Source organism: Rhodococcus koreensis, assembly GCF_017068375.1.
Taxonomy (GTDB): domain Bacteria; phylum Actinomycetota; class Actinomycetes; order Mycobacteriales; family Mycobacteriaceae; genus Rhodococcus_F; species Rhodococcus_F koreensis.
On sequence record NZ_CP070609.1, the window covers coordinates 987,545 to 1,008,737 of the forward strand.

The following is a 21,193-nucleotide window of genomic DNA, read 5'->3' on the forward strand; positions in this document are numbered from 1 at the left end:
AACGGGCGCGGATCGTCCTGCGGCGGAACGAGATCAGAGGGCGCGGCAGGACCGGATGTTCGACGCGAGGATGGCCTTGGCGCCGAGGTCCGCGAGTTCGTCCATCACTCCGTTGTGACCCTTGATCGGCACCATCGCCCGGACCGCGACCCAGTTCTCGTCGGCGAGCGGCGACAGCGTCGGCGACTCCAGTCCGGGGGTGATCTTCAGCGCGTCGTCGAGGATCGTCTTCGGGCAGTCGTAGTCGAGCATCAGATTCTGCTGCGCGAAGACGATGCCGCGCACCCGCTCGACCAACTGGTTGCGTGCGGAATCGTCGGCGGGCGAACCGGCGCGCTCGATGAGCACACCCTCGGAGTCGCACAGGGTGTCACCGAACGCGACCAGGTTGTGCTGGCGCAGGGTGCGGCCGGATCCGACGACGTCGGCGATGGCGTCCGCGACCCCGAGCTGGATCGAGATCTCCACGGCGCCGTCGAGGCGGATGACCGAGGCCTCGATCCCGCGTGCGGAGAGGTCGTCGCGCACCAGGTTGGGGTAGGACGTGGCGATCCGGAGTCCAGCGAGATCCTCGACCTTCCAGTCCTTGCCCGCGGGAGCGGCGTACCGGAACGTGGAGCGGCCGAAGCCGAGCGACAGCCGCTCGGCGACCGGGGCGCCCGAGTCACGGGCGAGGTCGCGGCCGGTGATGCCGAGATCGAGTTCACCGGATCCGACGTAGATCGCGATGTCCTTGGGGCGGAGGAAGAAGAACTCGACCTGATTGGACGGGTCGAGGACGGTCAGGTCGCGGGAGTCGGTGCGACGGCGGTAGCCGGCCTCGGAGAGAATTTCGGCGGCGGACTCGGACAGCGAGCCCTTGTTGGGGACTGCGACGCGCAGCATGGCTGAGGTTCCTTTCGGGAGCGGGTGGAGGAGTCTCGATCACCGATCACAGATGTCGGTAGACGTCCTCGAGTTTCAGGCCCTTGCCCACCATCAGCACCTGCGTCCAGTACAGCAGCTGGGAGATCTCCTCGGCGAGCGCCTCGTCGCTTTCGTGCTCGGCGGCGATCCACACCTCACCCGCCTCTTCGAGGATCTTCTTTCCCTGCGAATGGACGCCGGCGTCGAGGGCGGCAACGGTGCCGGACCCCTCGGGGCGGGTAGCGGCACGCTCGGTCAGCTCGGCGAACAGGGATTCGAAGGTCTTCACGAGGACCCATTGTTTCACGCCGCCGCGGACCTCTCCGAACCGGTCACCACCCGAGTGTGCGGCGACTCTCGAACCGGCGGACCCGGCCCGAACGGGGATCGGTGAACTCGATGGCCCGCGCCAGCAACCGCAACGGGGTCGAGAAGTCGCCGGGCTCGGATCGGCGGAAGTCCGGGTAGTAGTTGTCGCCCTCGATCGGGAGTCCCAGCGACGACATGTGCAGCCGCAGTTGGTGCGTCCGGCCGGTCTTCGGCAGCAGCCGGTACCGGGCGCGGCCGTCCCGGGTCTCGATCAGGTCGACGACGGTTTCGCTGTTCGGTTCTCCCGGCTCCTCCGTGGCCGTCATGATCCCGTGTTCCTTGACGATGCGGCTGCGGATGATGCGCGGAAACTCCAGCGTGGGATCGTGCCCGGCGACGGCCTCGTATTCCTTGGTGACCTGCTGGGAGACGAACAGTTCCTGATAGGCCCGGCGGTCTTCCGGCCGGATCAGGAACACCAGCACACCGGCCGTCATCCGGTCGAGCCGGTGCGCCGGGGTGAGATCGGGGAGGTCGAGCGTCCGCCGTAACCGCACGACCGCCGTCTCGGTGATGTGCGCGCCCCGCGGGATGGTCGCGAGGAAATGCGGCTTGTCGATCACCACGAGGTGGTCGTCGCGGTGGAGGATGTCGATCTCGAACGGAACCGGGATCTCGGGTGCGGGGTCGCGGTAGAAGTACACGAATCGGGTCGGCGCATAGCGGGTGCCGCGGTCGACGACCCGGCCGTGTTCGTCGACGACTCCCCCACCGTCGATCAGCGACAGCCAGTGCGCCCGCTCGTCGGGGTACGTCTCGACCAGGAATTCGGCGACGGTCTTCGCCCCGAGCCCGGCCGGCATCCGGATGCGATCGGGACCGAGACCGTTGCGGACGGGCAGCGGCGCCCCGGCCACCTCAGCCCGCCCGGTTCTCGGTGCAGTCGGCGCACACGAGCACGAGTTCGCGGCCCCGGTCGTTCGGCAGATTCTCGTACCGGGACGTCGGACCGCCGCATCGGGTGCAGCGCCCCAGGGTCGTGGCCTGGTCGCTGAACTCGATGGTCATCCGCTTGTCGAAGACGTACAGCGACCCCTCCCACAGACCCGTGTCGCCGAACGCTTCGCCGTACCGGACGATGCCGCCGTCGAGTTGATAGACCTCGCCGAACCCGCGCGAACGCATCAGCGAGGACAGGACCTCGCACCGCACTCCCCCGGTGCAGTAGGTGACGACAGCCTTGTCCTTGAGATGGTCGTATTTGCCGCTGTCGAGTTCGTGCACGAAGTCGCGGGTGGTGGACACGTCCGGCACGACGGCGTCCCGGAAGCGGCCGATCTCCGCCTCGAAACCGTTGCGTCCGTCGAAGAAGACGACGTCGTCACCGCGCCCCTCGACCAGGCGGTGCACCTCGTCCGGCGCCAGGTGGGTACCGCCGCCGACGACGCCGTCCGCGTCCACCTTCAGCTCGCCCGGCGCACCGAACGTCACGATCTCCGACCGCACCTTGACGCTGAGCCGCGGGAAGTCGTCACCGAGACCGTCCGACCACTTGATGTCGGCGTCCTTGAACGGCGCGTAGCCGCGGGTCCCCTTCACGTACCGCTTGACGTCGCGGATGTCGCCGCCGACGGTCGCGTTGATGCCGTGCTCGGAGACGAGGATCCGCCCGGTCAGGTTGTGTGCCTCGGCGAGCGTGTACTGCCACAGCCGGATCGCCTCCGGGTCGGCGAGCGGAGTGAACACGTAGAACAGCACGATTTTCGGGACAGCCACGGGGAACCAGACTACCTAGAGACGCACACCGCTCGGCTGCGCCCAGGCCTCGGCCAGATCGGAACCGGTGAGACCTTCGAGGCTGTCCCGGAACACCCGCCCCGGGCCGTCGGCCACCGGGATCTCGCACGGGACGATCAGCACGACGCAGCCCGCGGCCTGCGCGGACGCCGCGCCGGTGGGCGAGTCCTCGATCGCGAGGCACTGCGACGGATGCAACCCGAGAAGTTCGGCACCCCGCAGGTACGGGTCGGGATGTGGTTTGCCTGCCGGCACCTCGTCGCCGCACACCGAGTGGTCGAAGTGGTGCCTGCCGAGCGTCTCCAGCGCCCGCTCGGTGAGGCGGCGCTCGGTGTTGGTCACCAGCGCCGACCTCAGGCCGTGGGCCCGGGCGGTCCGCAGTGCATCGTGGGCGCCCGGCCGCCACGGGATGCCGTCGCCGAACAGTTCCTCGACGCGGGTGAACATCCATTCCTTGGCCTCGGCGAGCGCCGCCGGATCCCGGTCGAGCCCGAGGGCGTCGAAGATGACGCCGAGCGCGTTGGCGCTGGACGCGCCGATCGTCTTCAGCCGGGTCTCCTCCGTCATCGGCCCACCGAGGTGCATCGACAACTCACGGACCGCGACGTCCCACATCTTCTCGGAATCGAGCAGCGTTCCGTCCATGTCCCACAGCACGCCTGCGAGACCGTCGAATGCGTCAGACATTGAAGTACTTCGCCTCGGGGTGGTGCAGCACGAACGCATCCGTGGACTGCTCGGGATGCAACTGCAGTTCCTCCGACAACTTCACACCGATCCGTTCCGGTTCGAGGAGAGCGACCATCTTCGCGCGGTCCTCCAGGTTGGGGCAGGCGCCGTAGCCGAACGAGTAGCGGGCGCCGCGGTAGGCGAGGTCGAAGAACCCGGACACCTCCGACGGATCCTGCTCGGCGACGTTGTGGCCGCCGGGCAGCACGAGTTCTTCGCGGACCCGTCGGTGCCAGTACTCGGCCAGCGACTCCGTCAGCTGCACGCCGATGCCGTGCACCTCGAGGTAGTCGCGGTACGCGTTGGCGGCGAACAGCTCGTTCGCGAAGTCCGCGATCGGCTGCCCCATGGTGACCAGCTGCATCGGGAACACGTCGACCTGGCCGGTCTCCTTCGCCTCGGTGCGGGACCGCACGAAGTCGGCGACGCAGAGGAAGCGGTCGCGGTGCTGGCGCGGGAACGTGAACCGGAAGCGTTCGTCCGCGTCGGGCGCCGGGTCGGTGAGCACGACCACGTCGTCGCCCTCGGACACGGCGGGGAAATAGCCGTACACCACGGCGGCGTGCGCGAGGATTCCCTCGGTGCTCAGCCGGTCGAGCCAGTACCGCAGGCGCGGGCGGCCCTCCGTCTCCACCAATTCCTCGTAGGTGGGTCCGTCGCCGGAACGCTGCCCGCGCAGGCCCCACTGCCCGAGGAACAGGGCGCGCTCGTCCAGCAGTCCGGCGTAGTCGGACAGCGAGACACCCTTCACGATCCGGTTGCCCCAGAACGGCGGGCTCGGGACGACGATGTCGGTGGCAACGTCGGACCGTTCCGGCACCTCGACCGGGGTCTCGGCGGCCTTGCGCTTCTCCGCGATCCGCTTGGACCGTTCGTGGCGCGCCTTGCGCTCGGCCGCCTTCTCCCGGGCGGCGATCGCTTCCGGGCTGTCCGGGTCGGGTCCGCCGCCGCGTTTGACGGCCATGATCTCGTCCATCCTGTGCAGGCCCTCGAATGCGTCGCGCGCGTAGCTGACGTCGCCCTCGTACACCTCGGCCAGATCGTTCTCCACGTATGAGCGGGTCAGCGCAGCACCGCCGAGGAGGACGGGGAACTTCTCCGCGACTCCCTTGGCGTTGAGTTCCTGCAGGTTGTCCTTCATCACCACGGTCGACTTCACGAGCAGACCGGACATGCCGATGACGTCGGCCTTCTGCTCGATCGCCGCGTCGAGGATCGTCGCGATCGGCTGCTTGATGCCGAGGTTCACCACGTCGTACCCGTTGTTGCTGAGGATGATGTCGACGAGGTTCTTGCCGATGTCGTGGACGTCGCCCTTCACGGTGGCGATGACGATGCGGCCCTTGCCGTCCTCGTCGGTGGCCTCCATGTGGGGTTCGAGGTACGCCACGGCCGCCTTCATCACCTCGGCGGACTGCAGCACGAACGGCAACTGCATCTGCCCGGACCCGAAGAGTTCGCCGACGGTCTTCATGCCGGACAGCAGGGTCTCGTTGATGATCGCGAGCGGCGGCTTCTCTTCCATCGCCGCGGTGAGGTCGTCGTCGAGGCCATTGCGCTCACCATCGACGATGCGCCGTTCCAGCCGCTCGAACAGCGGCAGCGCCGCCAGTTCCTGGGCGCGGGATTCGCGTGCCGACGCCGCGGAGACGCCCTCGAACAGCTCCATCAGCTTCTGCAGCGGGTCGTAGCCCTCGCGCCGGCGGTCGTAGACCAGGTCGAGGGCCGTTTCGCGCTGTTCGTCGGGGATCCGTGCCATCGGCAGGATCTTCGACGCGTGCACGATGGCCGTGTCGAGGCCGGCCTCGGTGCACTCGTGCAGGAACACCGAGTTCAGGACCTGACGGGCGGCAGGGTTGAGACCGAACGAGATGTTGGACACGCCGAGGGTGAAGTGCACCCGCGGGTGCCGCTTCTTCAGTTCGCGGATCGCCTCGATCGTCTCGATGCCGTCGCGGCGGACCTCTTCCTGACCGGTGGAGATCGGGAAGGTCAGCGCGTCGATGATGATGTCGGACTCGTCGAGGCCCCAGTTCACGGTGATGTCGTCGAGCAGGCGCTCGGCGATGCGGACCTTGTGCTCTGCGGTGCGCGCCTGGCCCTCCTCGTCGATGGTCAGCGCGACGACGGCGGCGCCGTGTTCCTTGACGAGCCGCATGATCTTCTGGAACCGCGAGTCCGGTCCGTCGCCGTCCTCGTAGTTGACGGAGTTGACGGCGCACCGGCCGCCGAGGTGTTCGAGACCGGCCTGCAGGACCGCGGGCTCGGTGGAGTCGAGCATGATCGGCAGCGTCGACGACGTCGCGAACCGGCTCGCGAGGGCGGCCATGTCGGCGGCGCCATCACGTCCGACGTAGTCGACGTTGAGGTCGAGCATGTGGGCGCCGTCGCGGGTCTGATCCTTCGCGATGTCGAGGCACTTCTGGTAGTCCTCGGCGATCATCGCCTCACGAAATGCCTTGGAGCCGTTGGAGTTCGTGCGCTCGCCGATCATCAGGATGCTGGCGTCCTGCTCGAACGGCACCGCCGTGTACAGCGACGACGTCCCCGACTCGTGCACCGGGTTGCGCGCGGCCTTCTCGACGAGGCGGACCGCCTCGGCCACCTGCCGGATGTGCTCCGGGGTGGTGCCGCAGCAGCCGCCGACCAGACCGAGACCGAACTCGGTGACGAAGCCGCTGAGCGCCTCGGCGAGTTCCTCCGCGGTGAGCGGGTACTCGGCACCCTTCGGGCCGAGCTGCGGCAGTCCGGCGTTGGGCATCACCGATACGGGGAGCGAACTGTACTTGGACAGGTGGCGGAGATGTTCGCTCATCTCGGCGGGACCGGTCGCGCAGTTGAGCCCGATCATGTCGATACCGAGCGGTTCGAGCGCGGTCAGCGCGGCACCGATCTCACTGCCGAGCAGCATCGTGCCGGTGGTCTCGACCGTGACGTGGGTGATGATCGGCAGCCGCGACCCCAGCGTCTCCATCGCCCGCTGACTGCCCAGGATCGCCGCCTTCACCTGCAGCAGGTCCTGGCAGGTCTCGACGAGGATCGCGTCGGCGCCCCCGTCGATCATGCCCATCGCGGCCTCGGCGTAGGCGTCGCGCAGGATCGCGAACGGCGCGTGGCCGAGCGTCGGCAGCTTGGTTCCGGGCCCCATCGAGCCGAGGACGAAGCGGCCCATGCCGTCGCGTCCCGGCCCCATCTCGTCGGCGACCTCACGCGCCAACCGGGTGCCCTTCTCGGCCAGTTCCCGGATACGGTCCGAAATGTCGTAATCGGCGAGGTTGGGGAGGTTGCACCCGAACGTGTTGGTCTCGACAGCGTCGGCCCCGGCCTCGAAGTACGCGCGGTGGATCTCTTTCAGCACGTCAGGGCGGGTGTCGTTGAGGATTTCGTTGCAGCCTTCGAGCCCGAGGAAGTCGTCGAGCGTGAGGTCCGCGGCCTGCAACATGGTGCCCATGGCTCCGTCGCCGATGACAACGCGCTGGTTCAACGCATCGAGCAGGGCAGAGTGAAATGGCGCAGACATGCCGTCCAGACTAGTGGGCGGGGGAACCAACGCTGGCCGTAGGCTGGGTGGGTGAGTTCCAGTGAGTTCCCCGTCACGCCTGCGGGCCCCGACGACGACACCCCCGACACCGCCGACGACGGTGCCACCGACAGCGCCGACGACGGTGCCACCGACACTGGCGTGCCCGTACTTCGTGACCCTGTTCTCGTCGCCGCCTTCGAGGGCTGGAACGACGCCGGCGACGCCGCGAGCGGAGCCGTCGAGCACCTCGAACTGACCTGGGACGCCCAGCCGCTGGCCGAGCTGGACTCCGAGGAATACTACGACTACCAGGTCAATCGCCCCACGGTCCGGCAGGTCGACGGGGTCACCCGGGAGATCGTGTGGCCGGCCACCCGGCTGTCGGTGTGCTCGCCCCCTGGCAGCGACCGCGACGTGGTGCTGCTGCGCGGAATCGAACCGAACATGCGCTGGCGCAGCTTCTGCGAGGACCTCCTCGAGCTGATCGATCAGCTGCAGATCAACACCGTGGTGATCCTCGGGGCACTGCTCGCGGACACCCCGCACACGCGGCCGGTCCCGGTGACGGGCAGCGCGTACAGCAGCGAGGCCGCCGAGCGGTTCAAGCTCGAGCAGACCCGCTACGAGGGACCGACCGGGATCACCGGGGTGCTGCAGGACGCGTGCGTCCGGGCCGGTGTGCCTGCGGTGTCGTTCTGGGCGGCCGTGCCCCATTACGTGTCCCAGCCGCCGAACCCCAAGGCGACGGTGGCTCTGCTGCAGCGCGTCGAGGACGTCCTGGACATCGAGGTGCCGCTCGGGGAACTCCCGTCGCAGGCCGACGACTGGCAGGAAGCCGTCACCGAGATGACCGCGGACGACGAGGAGATCGGCGACTACGTCCGCTCCCTCGAGGAGCGCGGCGACGCCGAGACCGACATCTCCGAGGCCATCTCGAAGATCGACGGTGACGCGCTGGCGGCCGAGTTCGAGCGGTATCTCCGCAGGCGTGGGCCCGGCAGCTTCGGGCTGTGACGAAGAACTCGTCCGAGTCGCTTCGTTCCTCGCTCCAGCGCACGGCGCTCTACGCCGGCGGTTTCCTCGGCCCGTTCGGCGGCGGGGTGGTCGCCTCGATCCTTCCCGAGATCGGTGACGACCTCGGCGTGAGTGCATCCGCCGCGGCCGGGTCGCTGACGGCGTACCTGCTGCCGTTCGCGTTGCTGATGCTGGTGTCGGGCACGCTGGGCGCCCGGTGGGGACAGATGCGGACCGTGCGGATCGCGTACGGCGTCTACCTGCTGTCGTCGCTGGCCTGTTTCGTGGCGCCGACGCTGCCGCTCTTCCTCGGTGCCCGCGTGCTCCAGGGGTGTTCGAACTCGTTCACGACGCCCCTGCTGCTGGCGGCGCTCGCCGCCTCGACCCCGAAGAAGCATCTCGGCCGGGCGCTGGGGATCTTCGGCGCCTTCCAGGCTGCGGGACAGTCGAGCGCGCCGCTCGTCGGTGGACTCGCGGCGGAGGTCGACTGGCGTCTCGCGTTCCTCGTCATCGCCCTCGTGGCCGCGGTGCTGGGGATGGTCGGCGTTCCCGACAGCGCTCCCGCCGAGCCGGGGGCGCCGCGCCCGCGACTGCGCGACGCCCTCACCCCGTCGGTGCTGAGAATCGGGGTGGTCGCACTCCTCGGGTGGGGCGCGCTCGGTGGGCTGAGCTTCCTGGTCGCGTTCCGCGCCGAGGACGTCTTCGGGCTGAGCCCGACCCAGCGCGGGCTGCTGCTCACCGGGTTCGGCGTGGCCGGAATCCTCACCGCACGTCTCGTCGGCGGTGTCATCGACAAGATCGGGGCCCGGGCGGCCGTACTGATCGGCGCGTTCGGCGGGGCGATTCTCGTCGCGGCCGCCGGGACCGTGTCCCTCCTCGCAGTCGTGGCCGTGGCGTGGTTCGCGGCCGGGGTCGCCGGTCAGTTCATCCTGGTCGGGGTCAACGCCGCCGTGCTCGGGTCGCCGGGCCCGAACCGGGGCGGCGCGGTGTCCGTCGTGCAGGCGCTGCGATTCATGGGCAACGCGCTCGCCCCGATCACCCTCACCCCGGTGTATTCCGTGTCGCCCGCGGCCGGCTTCCTTCTGCCCGCCGTGCTGCTCGCCGTGCTGGCCCCGCTGCTCATGCCCCGCGACCACGCACCCGCCTGACACGCCTTCCGGGAGGACTGTGAGGTGTTCCTGATTCCCACGTAACGTGCGCGCAGCCGTTACGACACTCCCGGGGCGCAGCCTCTGTGCATGGCCCACACACCGAGTTCGAGCAAGCTGCTGGTCGTCGGCAACGGTATGGCCGGCGCACGCACCGTCGAGGAGATCCTCAACCGTAGCGGGCGTGAGCGTTTCGAGATCACCATGATCGGCGACGAGCCCTACGGCAACTACAACCGCATCATGCTCTCGCACGTCCTGTCCGGGGAGGCGGCTGTCGACGACGAGGACCTGATCCTCAACCCGATGGGCTGGTACACCGCCAACGGCGTCAAACTCCACGCCGGCGACCGCGCGCTGGCGCTCGACCGGTTCGCGAAGACCGTGACGTGCGAGAGCGGCCGCGTCGTCGACTACGACGTGCTCATCATCGCCACGGGAAGCAATACGTTCTTCCCCAACATGGACGGACTGCGGGAGCACGACGGGCGCCTGGCCCGCGGGGTGTTCGGATTCCGGAACATCGCCGACACCAACGGCATGCTGCAGATGGCGCAGGCCCGCGACGACGTGTCCGCGGTGGTCATCGGCGGCGGTCTGCTCGGCCTCGAGGCCGCGTACGGGCTGCGCACCCAGGGCCTCACCGTCAACGTCGTGCACTCCCCGGGGCACCTGATGAACCAGCAGCTCGACGAACGCGGCGGCAGCGTCCTGCGCGCCGAGATCGAGAAACTCGGCGTCGGCGTCCACACCTCGATGCGGACCACCGCCGTGCTGCGCGACGAGGCGGGCCTGGTGACCGGGGTGTCGTTCGTCGACGGCTCCACCCTGGCCGCCGACATGGTCGTCGTCACCGCCGGAATCCGGCCCAACACCGAACTCGCGCGGGCCGCCGGGCTGGTGGTCGAACGCGGCGTCGTGGTGGACGACCAGATGCGCTGCGAGGACGAGGGTTCCGTGTACGCCGTCGGCGAGTGCGCACAGCACCGTGGGGAGACCTACGGCCTCGTCGCCCCGGTGTGGGAGCAGTCGGTCATCCTCGCCGAAGTCCTCACCGGCTCCAATCCCGAAGCGGCGTACGTCGGTACACGCACCACTACGAAACTGAAGGTCGCCGGTGTCGACGTGGCCGCGATGGGCGTCAAGGGACCCGAGACGGCGGACGACGAGTTCATCCAGTACTACGAACCGCGCAGCGGCACGTACAAGAGCCTCGTCGTCCGCGACGGCAAGCTGATCGGCGCCACGCTGATGGGCGACATCAGCAAGGCGGGTTTCCTCACGCAGGCGTTCGACGGCAAGGTTCCGCTGCCCGAGGAGCGGATCGGCATGCTCTTCGACGTCGGAGCCCCGAGCGCCGCGACGAGTGTCGCCGACCTCCCCGACGACCTGCAGGTGTGCAACTGCAACGGCGTGAGCAAGGGCGATCTGGTGGCGTGCGTCCATTCCGGCGCCAAGACGCTCACCGACGTCTGCGCCCAGACCCGGGCAGGCAAGGGCTGCGGCTCGTGCAAGGGACTCGTCGCCGACATCGTGGCCTGCGCCGCAGGCGGCGAACTCGAAGCCGACCCCTCCGCCGACTGGTACGTGCCCTGCATTCCGATGACGAAGCCCGAACTCATCGCGACCATCCGGGAACGCGATCTCCGCGCCGTGTCACAGGTGTTCGTCGAGCTCGCGGTGGACGCGAAGGAGGAGTCGTCCGCGAAGATGCCCCTGGCCTCGCTGCTTCGCACCATCTGGGGTCCCGACTGGGTGGACGAGCGCGGCGCGCTGTTCATCAACGACCGCGTGCACGCCAATATTCAGCGCGACGGCACGTTCTCGGTGGTCCCGCAGATGAAGGGCGGTGTCACCACGCCGGAGCAACTCCGCAAGATCGCCGACGTGGCGGACAAGTACGGCGTGCCGCTCGTAAAGGTCACCGGCGGGCAGCGCATCGACCTGCTCGGCATCAAGAAGGAGGATCTCCCCAAGGTGTGGGGTGACCTCGACATGCCGTCCGGGTTCGCCTACGGCAAGAGCATGCGCACGGTGAAGACGTGCGTCGGAACCGACTTCTGCCGCTACGGTCTCGGTGATTCGACGAGCCTCGGCATCGCTCTCGAGGAGCGGTTCCAGGGCCTGGAGACGCCCGCGAAGCTGAAACTCGCGGTCGCCGGATGCCCACGGAACTGCTCGGAGGCCCTGTGCAAGGACTTCGGTGTGGTCGCGGTCGGCGACGGTCGATGGGAAATCTACGTCGGCGGCGCCGCCGGAGCGCATATCCGCAAGGGCGACCTGCTGGCCACGGTCGAATCACCGGACGCCGTGATCGAACTCGGCGGGCGATTCATCCAGTACTACCGCGAGAACGCGAAATGGCTCGAACGCACGTACGACTTCGTGCCGCGGGTAGGACTCGAACATCTTCAGGCGCTACTGGTCCGAGACGAGGAGGACATCGTGACCGGATTGGACGAGCGGATCCAGACGGCGGTGGACGGCTACCGGGATCCCTGGAAGGAGCGCAGCGCGCCGAAATCGCCCGCACAGTTCGCTCCCTCGCTGCCGCTGCTGCCGCTCCCCCAGGTGCCGGTCCGATGACCGCCCTGATCGAGGGTCCCGCCGAGGTCGCGGTGGGACCGGTCAGCGACCTGACACCGGGCGAAGGCCGGACGTACGTCGTGCAGAACCGTCAGGTGGCCGTATTCCTGCTGTCGGACGGCACCGTTCGGGCGATGGATGCGGTGTGCCCGCACAAGGGTGGTCCCCTCGCCGACGGGCAGATCGACGCCACCGGCGTGACGTGCCCGCTCCACCAGTACGCGTTCGCCTTCGACACGGGCGCCTGCGGATCCGAGGGTGTGGGCTCGGTCCGCACGTACCCCGCGTCGGTCCGCGACGGGTCGGTCGTCGTGCACGTGTGAGTGTTCGCCCGATTGTGCTCTGCCCTGGTACGGCGTGCCTTTCGGGAAAACTGCGGCACCGCTGTCATCATGAGGCCAGTGCTGCAGCTGAAGGGGCTCGTCGCATGGACAGATCGCTGATCGAGTGAGTACCGTCGCCAGTTCGGAACGACGGGGCCGATCCGGTAACCGCCCTCAGGCCGGTGACCGGACCGTGGGAACCGTGTTCCGTACGGACATCGAGGGTCTGCGGGCCGTCGCGGTGCTGGCCGTGGTGTTCTTTCACGCGGGTGTGCCCGGGATCGACGGCGGATTCGCCGGTGTCGACATCTTCTTCGTCGTCTCGGGGTTTCTCATCACCGGGCTGCTGTGGCGGGACGTGGCTGCCACCGGCCGCGTGGGACTGGCCGAGTTCTACGGCGCCCGTGCCCGGCGACTGCTGCCCGCCGGGTGCGTCGTGCTGGTGGCCACCGCGATCGGCGCGGCCCTACTCCTTCCTCCGTTGCAGGCCCGCGCGGTCCTCGGTGACGGGATCGCGAGCGCGCTCTACGTCGGCAACTACCGACTGGCGCTGCACGGCACCGACTACCTGGCCGCGGACACGCCCCCGTCACCGTTCCAGCACTACTGGTCGCTCGGCGTCGAAGAGCAGTTCTACCTGCTGTGGCCTGCGCTGATCATCGGGGTCGCCTGGCTCGTGCGGCGCAGAACACGACGCCAGGGCCCGGACCACGCACCGTCGACGACCCCGTATCTGGTGGTCCTCGCGGTGGTCGCGGCGGTGTCGTTCGCGGTCTCGCTCGACTGGACCCGCACGCTGCCGCCGTGGGCGTTCTTCTCGCTGCCCGCCCGCGCCTGGGAGCTGGCCGCCGGTGGGTTGGTCGCGCTGTCGGTTCGGCACTGGCGGCGGCTGCCGCCTGCGGTCGCCGCGGCCGCCGGTTGGGCAGGCCTCGCACTGATCGTCTTCGCCTGTCTTCGGCTGGGCGAGAAGACACCCTACCCCGGCACCGCCGCGCTGCTGCCGGTGCTCGGCACGGTGCTGGTGATCGGAGCGGGCTGTGCCGCACCGCGGCTGGGGGTCGGCCGGGGCCTGTCCCTGCCGCCGATGCGGGCGGTCGGGCGGGTGTCCTATTCCTGGTATCTCTGGCACTGGCCGGTACTGCTGCTCGCGCCGATCGTGCTCGGCCGCTCTCTCGATCTGACCGATCGGCTGGCGATGGTCATGGTGTCCGCAGGTCTGGCCGGACTCACACTGGCCCTGGTCGAGAACCCGGTTCGCTTCGCGGCTCCGCTACGTCTCTCGGCCTCACGCAGCCTCGTCCTCGGCGGAGCCGTCACCGCCGTCGCCGTCTGTGCGGCGCTGGTTCTGCTGGTGGCGCGGCCGGTCCCGGTCGGACACGGCGCCGCCGCAGCAGCCCTCACCGTCTCGGCACCGGTCGAATCGGCCACTCCCGCAATCGATCCGCGTGACGCGGCGGTGAACGACATGACCGCTCAGGTGCAGGCGGCGGTCGCGGCGGCTGCTGGGCTGCAGTCGGTCCCGTCGAATCTGTCGCCACCGCTCGCCGACGCACCGGCAGACAAGCCTGCGGTGTTCGTCAACGGCTGCGTGCGGTCGTGGCTCGAGGTGGGGCAGGACGAGTGCGCATCGGGTGACGTGACGTCGGCGACGACGGTTGCGCTGGTCGGGGATTCGCATGCCGCGATGTGGGCCCCGGCGTTCGAAGCGGCCTCCGAGCAGCATCATTGGCGGCTGGAGACGATGGGCAAGGTCACCTGCCCACTCCTCGACCTTCCCCTCACCAGCCCCTACCTCGGGCGGGAATACACCGAGTGCGAGCAGTGGCGCGGCGAGATCGTCGACCGGCTGCGGGCCGAGCGGCCCCGGTTGGTCGTGCTGAGCATGTCCCGGCGGTACGGCGCCGATTTCGGTTTCAGCGTCTATGCCCGGCCCTGGCTCGACAGCCTGACGCGGCTGGTCACGGAACTGCGGGCCACGGGTGCGGCCGTCCTCGTCCTCGGTCCCGTCCCGGATCCGCAGTCGACCGTCCCGACGTGCCTGTCCGCGCACCTCGACGACGCGAGTGCCTGCTCGCCCCCGCGTGCGGTCGCGGTCAACGACGCCGGGGTCGCGGCCGAGGCGACCGCCACCGCGGCAGGCGGCGGCAGGTACGCCGATCTCACCACCCTGTTCTGCACCGCCGAGCGCTGCCCGGTCGTCGTCGGCAACGACCTCGTGTACCGCGACGACAACCATCTGACCCTCGAACACGCGCAGGCGCTCTCACCCGTGATCGCCGCGCTGGCCGACCGCGCACTCGCGCAGGGCTGAGGGGCGGCCGGCGAAAAAGATCCGGTTCGGATGTCACATTCGGCTCGTGGCCGGTGTCTCTATGCCGAGAACATTCCAACCGGAGGAGGAATCATGACCAGGATCCCGCAGGCAGAGCTGACCGGCATCTACGGTGCGGTCGTCAAGCGGATGTCCCGCAAGATGCTCGGCGACGTACCCGACGGGGTGGGGGTCGTGTGGCACAACCGCAAGGTGCTGAACTTCAGCTTCAGCGTGGGCCGCAAGGTACAGAAGTGGGACCGGTGTGACGAGAATCTGAAATCGTTCGCCCACATGGCGGTGGCGAGCATGGTCGGCTGCGGCTTCTGCCTGGACTACGGCTACTTCCAAGCCCACAACAAGGGACTGGACGAGACGAAGGCACGCGAGGTGCCTCGGTGGCGCGAGTCGGACGTCTTCACCCCGTTGGAGCGGGACGCGCTGGAGTATGCCGAGGCGATGACGCTGACCCCGCCGACGGTCACCGACGAACTGTCGGCCAGGCTACTGAAGGCACTCGGCCCGGCCGCGATGGTGGAACTGACCGCGTTCATCGCACTGACGAACTTCATGACCCGCTCCAACACCGCGTTCGGCATCGAGTCGCAGGGCCTCGCGGCGTCGTGTGGCCTGAAGCCGCTGAGCGCACGCTCGACGACCCGTACTCAGCCGATGTCGTAGGACAGGACGAATTCGTAGCCGCCCTCGCCGGGTCCGGCGATGGACAGGTCCGCGCTGCCACGCAGGTCGGTCAGACCGCCGGTGCCCATACCCGGCACCACCTCGATCCGTGCCGACACGGAACCCTGGTCCTGGCTGCCGAGGTGCTGGAACACGCACGTTCCGTCGTGCCCGCCGATCGAGCCCTCGAAGCGCTCGAGGCCGAGCACCGGGGCGGCATCGGCCTTGTACGCGATCAGGTAGGTCACGGTGCTCGTTCCCTCGATGTCGCCGGAGTACGAATATTCGACGGCCGCTCGCGTGGCGCCGCGTGCGGGGTAGTAGGTGTCGCCGGCGGTCGTACCTTCGCCGTCGATGTCGGTGATCAGCGATTCCGACCACGCGGCGATGGTGAATTTGCTTCGTGCAGTGTGTGAGTAGCTCATGTCAGGAGACTCTAGGTACGCGGCAGCGTGGCGCTCTTGAACATTCGCGACACTAGGATGAGCGAGTGCCGAATGTGCCAGGACATCCCGAGGCGATCGTCCGCCCGACCGCCGACGCACCCGGTTTCGAGGTCGAACGAGTCGCTCCCCGAGCAGATTTGGCCGAGTTCGTCGACTACCACTGGCTGGTGAGGTGGTCGGTGCCGAAGCCCCATCGGCAGCAGGTGGTTCCTCAGCCGCGCGTTCACGTCGCCGCCGAGGACGGACAGTTGCTGGTGCACGGGATCTCCCGGTCGCCGTTCTCCCGAACGTTGACGGGACACGGCCACGTGCTGGGTGCCGCCTTCCACGCCGGCGGGTTCCGGCCTCTGCTGAAGAGCAGTCTCGGCGCGATCTCGGGAACCGTCCAGCCCGGACGGGATCTGCTGTCCGGTGACGATCGCCCCGTCGCGGAACGGATCCTCGCAGGCACGGACAGCGCGGAGATGATCGACACCTTCGAGCGGTATCTTCTGCGCAGCGATCCCGTTCCGGATCCTACGGGACGGGAGGTCACGGCCCTGGTCGGCGACGCCCAGCGCCGCCGGGACTTCGTCCGCGCAGACCAGCTCGCCGCGCACGCCGGCTGCAGCCTGCGTACCCTGCAACGGCTGTTCACCGAATACGTCGGCATCGGCCCGAAGTGGGTGATCCAGCGGTTTCGCATCCTCGACGCGGCCGCCGCCGCCCACTCGGGCGAGAGGATCGACTGGTCTGCGCTCGCCTACGAATTGGGGTTCAGCGACCAGGCCCACCTGACCCGGGTCTTCACCCAGGTCGTCGGCACACCGCCTGCCACCTACCAGCGCGCGAACGGCCTGCTGTAGCGCGTCCGGCTCCGCCGCTCAGCCGGCGAAGCCGAGTCCCCGCTCGGCGAGTTCCTCCTCGAGGATCCGGATCGCTTTCGGTCCGACGCCGTGGATCTTCAACAGCTCCTTGGCGGTGACCGTCGTCAGTTGATCGAAGCGCGTGTAGCCGTGGGACGCGAGCTCACGACGGGAGACCTTCCCCATACTCGCCGGGAATTCCGTCTCGCCTGCGGTGTCGGAAGACGACATATCCGTCCTTTCTTCTCGGCGTGCGCCGATGCCGCCCACATCGTATGGGCCGTGCACCGTAGGCGTGCGTTCGTCACGCCGGCGGAGCGTCGTCCGCGGCGTGCAGGTGTGCCCGCTCCCCGTCGTGGTCGAAGATCGTGAGGATCTCCACCGGACCGTCGTGGGCGCCGATGGAGTGCGGCACCATGGTCGAGAACTCCGCTGCGGCACCGGCTTCGATCAGGATGGTCCGCTCCCCCAGTTGCAGGCGGGCCGTCCCCGACAGGACGGTGAACCACTCGTGACCGGGGTGCACACAGACGTGCTCCGGGCCGGCCGTCCGTTCGGGGGTGATGCGCATCTTCGCCACGGTTGCGCCGTGGAGGGCGCGTTCGCGGGACAGGAGCCAGGTCGTGAGGCCTCGCGTGTGTTCGGGCATCGGCCGGATCACCACGTCCTCGTCGTCGACGGACTCGACGAGCTGATCGAGCGTGGTGCCGAGAGCCCGCGCGATCGGAACCAGTTGGTCGAGGGCGATCCTGCGGTGGCCCGTCTCGATGCGGCTCAGCGTAGACGGACTGAGGAAGCAGCGGGCGGCGAGCGCGTCGAGGGACCAGCCGCGGGCCAGCCGTAGGCCCCGGATGCGCTGCCGGATCACACCGTCCAATCCGAGTTCTTGCGTCATACGCAAGAGTGTATGCGTATAGAGCAGAACGTGACTAGCCTTGGAGTCATGACACAGCATTCGCATCACCACGCCCACCACCACGGCGAGCACACACTCGCCCACGAAGCCGCTCTGCCGGATCTCCTCGACCTGGACGCCGAGATCTTCGGCTCCTACCTGGATCAGGTGGCCGAGTGGGCCGAACGGCGCGTCGGGGAGACGCCGCGCCGGGTCGTCGACGTGGGCGCGGGAACGGGCGTCGGCAGCCTGACGCTGGCTCGGCGGTTCCCCGCGGCCGAGGTGGTCGCGATCGACAGGTCGGAGGTGATGCTCGAGCGCGTCCGCACAGCCGCGCGCGGGCAGGGCCTGGCCGACCGGGTGAGCGTCGTGCACGCCGATCTGGATGCCGGCTGGCCCGCAGTCGAGGCCACCGACGTCGTGTGGGCGGCCTCTTCGTTGCACGAGGTCGCCGACCCCGACCGGGTGCTGCGCGACATGTACGCCGCGCTGAACTCCGACGGCGTGCTGGTGGTCGTCGAGATGGACGCCCTGCCCCGCCTCCTGCCGGACGACCTGGGCATGGGCCGCCCGGGCCTGGAGTCGCGCTGCCACGAGGCCTTGGCGCGGATGGACTGGAACGCTCACCCGAACTGGCGGGACCACGTGGAGAGAGCTGGTTTCGTGGACGTCGAGGAGCGCAATTTCACCAGTGAGGCAACCCCCGCCCCGCCCAGCACCGGACGCTACGCACATACCTTTCTGAGCCGTGTTCGCTCCGCCCTCGACGGACAACTGGCCGCCGACGACCGCGACACTCTCGATCGTCTTCTCTCGGAAGACAACCCGGACAGCGTCCTGCACCGCGGGGACCTGACGGTCCGCGGCAGCAGGACCGCCTGGACCGCCCGACGCCCCTGAAATCGTGTGCGTGCCCTTGTCCGAGCTTTCGGAACGGGTGTTGTGCGGTGGTGAGGATCGGCGGGATCTGCATACTCGGTGACGTACGGAACGGAATCTCAGAATTCGGTCTTTTACGCGGTTCCGTCTCGGACCGAGTGAGTAGACTGGCGAAGTGCCGAATCAGGAGAACCCCGAATTCGCCGGGAGCGAGCCCAAGGTCCCGTTCCCCAAGCCGGAACGCGACATCGATCTCTACCGCCGGGCGATCGCGACCCTCCAGGCCGCACTCCCCCACGGCTGGTCGCTGACGTCCGGAAAGTCCCGCTCCCTCGCCGACGCACCGGAACGGTTGCTGGTCGGTGCCCCGGGCGGCGAGGTGGCGTCCTTCTCCGTCATCCCCGCCCGCGGGGTGCTCGCGGGGGACGCCGCCCGGTTCGCCGACGGACTGTCCGGATCCGATCGCGGATTCGTCTGCGCCCGTTATCTTTCCGAACCCGTTCGCCGCCAACTCGACGCCAGGGGTCTGTCGTACGCGGACGCGACGGGCAACACCTCTCTGTCGGCGGACCGGCCCGCCATCTGGGTGCGAGACCGGGGCGCGGACGCCGACCCGTGGCGTGGGCCCGGCCGTCCGGCCGCCCAGCTGACCGGCGATCCCGCCGCGCGGGTCGTGCGTGCCCTCGCCGATCACTCGGGTCAGCTGACGGTCCCGGAACTCGTCCGGCTGTCCGGCGCGTCCACCGGCGCGACCTATCGGGTGGTGGAGACCCTGGAGGAACGCGATCTCCTCGAGCGACTCCCCCGCGGCCCCATCACCAGTGTTCGGTGGCAGCAGATGCTGCGCGCCTGGAGCAGCGACTCCAGCTTCAAGGACTGCCCCACCGTCGGCTACTTCGCACCCGAGGGAGTGCAGTCGTTCGTCGCGAAACTCGGGAAGGTCTCCGACCATCTCTACGCGGTGACAGGCTCGCACGCCGCAGCAGCGTTCGTCGAGTACGCACCGACGCACCACGTGCAGATCTACGCCGACAACGCCGAGGCGCTGGCAGGCGCTCTCGAACTACGTTCCGTCGATCAGGGTGCCAACGTCCTCGTCGCCACTCCCCGATCGGCCGCGGTCTTCGAACGCACCCTGTTCCGCGACAACGTCCGCCTGGTCGCCCCGGCACAGGCCTTCGCGGATCTCCTCGCCGGCACCGGCCGCCATCCGCAGGAAGCGGAGCATCTCCTCAGCTGGATGACCGAGAACGTGACCGAGTGGAGAACGGCCCTCGGCGCACCCACGGTGACCTGACCGATCACTCGTCGCAGGCGCAAACTCCCCGAGTGTGTGCAATACGACCACGCCACGCCGCGCGTGATGGCGCGCACAAGCACCCTCGGGTAGCAGGATGTACATCTTGTGGCCTCACCGACCGAGTCGGGCGGGCCTGACGGAAGTCGCAATCCGTTCGCAACACGAATAGGGGTTCTTGCATGTCCATGGGAGTCGGGCTCAGGATCGGCAGTGTCGTGTCCACCGCGGTGGTGGCGTCGAACGATCCAGGATCCCCCGATCCGATCGTCATCGTCCGCGACACCGTCTTGCACATGTGCCCGGACGGCACCGCAATTCTCGGCGGATCGGCGCCGCACACGATCGGAGATACCCACACCGTGTCGGGGTTCCTTCCCCGTGTCGGCGACCCCGCCGGCGTCGCGGTGGGCGACGGATCGCGGTACCGCGCAGAAGACCTGGTCGCGGGTGCGATGCGATGCCTGCTCCGCGAGTGCGAACCTCTGCCCGACCACGGCGGCCGAACGGGTGGCGCCCCCGACATCATGGCCACCTATCCGACCCGCTGGGACTCGGCCGCGGTCGCAGCGCTCCGCGACGCGCTCGACTACGCCGACATGTCGTATCTGTCCCTGGTCTCGGACGCCGAAGCCGCCGCGGCCTGGTTCGAATCCGAGATCGCCGAGCGCCCCGGGCAGTTGGTCGGCATCTATCACGTCGACGACACCGGATCGACGGTCGCGCTGATTCGCTCGGGTGTCGAGGCAGGCAAGGCGTTCCGGTTCTCCTCGGGGGGCTCCCCGACGGCCCAGATCGCGACCGCACTCGGTGCGTTCGGCTGGCTGCCCAGCAACCTCGACGCCGTGGTCGTCACGGGCGACGGTCTGATCGCGAGGGACTCCGCGGCCGTTCACGGATTCGCGGCCACGATCGGCGAGAAGTTCGATGTCCGGTGCGTCGTCGGCCCGGGCCCCGAGCAGACCTCGGCGCTCGGTGCCGCCATCCGCGCCGCCGGGTTCAATCCGACCACCCACAGGGTGACCCCGATCGGCCTGCCACCGTCGTACGACGTCACCGAGGTGATCGACGCCGTCGTCGGCGAGCCCGTGCCGTCGACGTCCGCAACCCCGAACCGGGCCGCCACACGCACGCAGAACCCCGCGTCCGCCGCAGCGGTGGGCGCCTCCCCCGCGCGAGTGTCGGGCGGAACGGCAGTCGCGACGCCGCCGGAACCGCGCGCCGTCGTGCAGTCCGGGGAAGATTCCGACAGTGCCTCCCGGGCGTCCTGGCTCGTCGCCGCAGCGGTCGGGCTGGCGCTCGTGCTGGTCGCGATCGTCTTCGTGCTGTTCGTCCTCTGATTGCCCCGCCTCCCTTTCGTCGGTGTCGTGGTGGGGTGAGGGGTGCAGGTCGGCACGGCGTTCGCTCGACCGCTGCACGACCGCATAACCTGTCACGGTGAGTGAATCAGGCAGCGATCCAGGTCGGTCCCCGTCGGGGCTGCGCGCCGGGCGTCCGGCGGTCG

Annotated in this window: 19 protein-coding genes; 10 read left to right on the forward strand and 9 right to left on the reverse strand. The window is 68.8% G+C overall.

The annotated features are described in order from the left end of the window. Positions 1-33: 33 nt before the first annotated feature. The 6 genes from hisG to metH are packed head-to-tail and all read right to left on the reverse strand — an operon-like array spanning position 34 to position 7,261. Positions 34-885, reverse strand: a complete 852-nt coding sequence (gene hisG, locus JWS14_RS04480; RefSeq protein ID WP_012687844.1) for an ATP phosphoribosyltransferase — start codon at positions 883-885, stop codon at positions 34-36. A gap of 46 nt (positions 886-931) precedes the next feature. Then, positions 932-1,213: a phosphoribosyl-ATP diphosphatase gene (locus JWS14_RS04485; RefSeq protein ID WP_009473527.1), complete on the reverse strand. Its 282-nt coding sequence runs from the start codon at positions 1,211-1,213 to the stop codon at positions 932-934. A gap of 25 nt (positions 1,214-1,238) precedes the next feature. Next, complete coding sequence (locus JWS14_RS04490) at positions 1,239-2,132, reverse strand: pseudouridine synthase (protein ID WP_095863679.1); 894 nt, start codon at positions 2,130-2,132, stop codon at positions 1,239-1,241. 1 nt (position 2,133) lies between these two features. Then, on the reverse strand, positions 2,134-2,991 hold the full coding sequence (gene trhO / locus JWS14_RS04495) for an oxygen-dependent tRNA uridine(34) hydroxylase TrhO (protein WP_206012601.1): 858 nt from the start codon (positions 2,989-2,991) through the stop codon (positions 2,134-2,136). Between the two features lie 15 nt (positions 2,992-3,006). Further along, positions 3,007-3,699 carry an HAD family hydrolase gene (locus tag JWS14_RS04500; protein ID WP_072941745.1) on the reverse strand — a complete coding sequence of 231 codons (693 nt, stop codon included), beginning with the start codon at positions 3,697-3,699 and terminating at the stop codon, positions 3,007-3,009. After that, the gene (metH, locus tag JWS14_RS04505; protein ID WP_072941746.1) at positions 3,692-7,261 is read right to left on the reverse strand and encodes a methionine synthase; all 3,570 of its coding nucleotides are present in this window, start codon (positions 7,259-7,261) and stop codon (positions 3,692-3,694) included. The genes JWS14_RS04500 and metH overlap by 8 nt, the downstream gene beginning before the upstream one ends. Before the next feature lie 51 nt (positions 7,262-7,312). Between metH and JWS14_RS04510 the strand changes: the two genes are divergently transcribed. From JWS14_RS04510 to JWS14_RS04535, 6 genes are all read left to right on the forward strand, one after another. After that, positions 7,313-8,278, forward strand: a complete 966-nt coding sequence (locus JWS14_RS04510) for a PAC2 family protein (RefSeq protein ID WP_072941748.1) — start codon at positions 7,313-7,315, stop codon at positions 8,276-8,278. Beyond that, a complete protein-coding gene (locus JWS14_RS04515) occupies positions 8,275-9,426 on the forward strand; it encodes an MFS transporter (protein ID WP_072941750.1) in 1,152 nt (383 codons plus the stop codon). The genes JWS14_RS04510 and JWS14_RS04515 overlap by 4 nt, the downstream gene beginning before the upstream one ends. A gap of 90 nt (positions 9,427-9,516) precedes the next feature. Further along, positions 9,517-12,012: a nitrite reductase large subunit NirB gene (nirB, locus tag JWS14_RS04520; RefSeq protein WP_206012602.1), complete on the forward strand. Its 2,496-nt coding sequence runs from the start codon at positions 9,517-9,519 to the stop codon at positions 12,010-12,012. After that, the gene (locus JWS14_RS04525) at positions 12,009-12,335 is read left to right on the forward strand and encodes a Rieske (2Fe-2S) protein (RefSeq protein WP_072941754.1); all 327 of its coding nucleotides are present in this window, start codon (positions 12,009-12,011) and stop codon (positions 12,333-12,335) included. Before nirB ends, JWS14_RS04525 begins: the two co-directional genes overlap by 4 nt. Before the next feature lie 124 nt (positions 12,336-12,459). Next, entirely contained in the window at positions 12,460-14,646 is a 2,187-nt protein-coding gene (locus JWS14_RS04530; protein WP_072941756.1) for an acyltransferase family protein, read from the forward strand. A 93-nt stretch (positions 14,647-14,739) separates the two neighbouring features. Further along, positions 14,740-15,327: a carboxymuconolactone decarboxylase family protein gene (locus JWS14_RS04535; RefSeq protein ID WP_095863675.1), complete on the forward strand. Its 588-nt coding sequence runs from the start codon at positions 14,740-14,742 to the stop codon at positions 15,325-15,327. Here the strand turns inward: JWS14_RS04535 and JWS14_RS04540 are convergent. Then, on the reverse strand, positions 15,312-15,752 hold the full coding sequence (locus JWS14_RS04540) for a DUF3224 domain-containing protein (RefSeq protein ID WP_072941759.1): 441 nt from the start codon (positions 15,750-15,752) through the stop codon (positions 15,312-15,314). The genes JWS14_RS04535 and JWS14_RS04540 overlap by 16 nt on opposite strands. Before the next feature lie 65 nt (positions 15,753-15,817). Between JWS14_RS04540 and JWS14_RS04545 the strand changes: the two genes are divergently transcribed. Then, positions 15,818-16,618, forward strand: a complete 801-nt coding sequence (locus JWS14_RS04545; RefSeq protein WP_072941761.1) for a helix-turn-helix domain-containing protein — start codon at positions 15,818-15,820, stop codon at positions 16,616-16,618. Positions 16,619-16,636: 18 nt separating this feature from the next. Here JWS14_RS04545 and JWS14_RS04550 read toward each other — a convergent pair whose 3' ends face one another. Continuing rightward, the gene (locus tag JWS14_RS04550) at positions 16,637-16,849 is read right to left on the reverse strand and encodes a helix-hairpin-helix domain-containing protein (RefSeq protein ID WP_072941763.1); all 213 of its coding nucleotides are present in this window, start codon (positions 16,847-16,849) and stop codon (positions 16,637-16,639) included. A 73-nt stretch (positions 16,850-16,922) separates the two neighbouring features. Next, complete coding sequence (locus JWS14_RS04555) at positions 16,923-17,513, reverse strand: helix-turn-helix domain-containing protein (RefSeq protein WP_206012603.1); 591 nt, start codon at positions 17,511-17,513, stop codon at positions 16,923-16,925. 48 nt (positions 17,514-17,561) lie between these two features. On the opposite strand from JWS14_RS04555, the gene JWS14_RS04560 reads away from it, so the two are divergent. From JWS14_RS04560 to JWS14_RS04570, 3 genes are all read left to right on the forward strand, one after another. Beyond that, entirely contained in the window at positions 17,562-18,413 is an 852-nt protein-coding gene (locus JWS14_RS04560) for a class I SAM-dependent methyltransferase (RefSeq protein ID WP_206012604.1), read from the forward strand. A 154-nt stretch (positions 18,414-18,567) separates the two neighbouring features. Then, on the forward strand, positions 18,568-19,689 hold the full coding sequence (locus JWS14_RS04565) for a helix-turn-helix domain-containing protein (protein WP_206012605.1): 1,122 nt from the start codon (positions 18,568-18,570) through the stop codon (positions 19,687-19,689). 182 nt (positions 19,690-19,871) lie between these two features. Beyond that, a complete protein-coding gene (locus JWS14_RS04570) occupies positions 19,872-21,029 on the forward strand; it encodes a hypothetical protein (RefSeq protein WP_072941771.1) in 1,158 nt (385 codons plus the stop codon). Positions 21,030-21,193 lie beyond the last annotated feature (164 nt).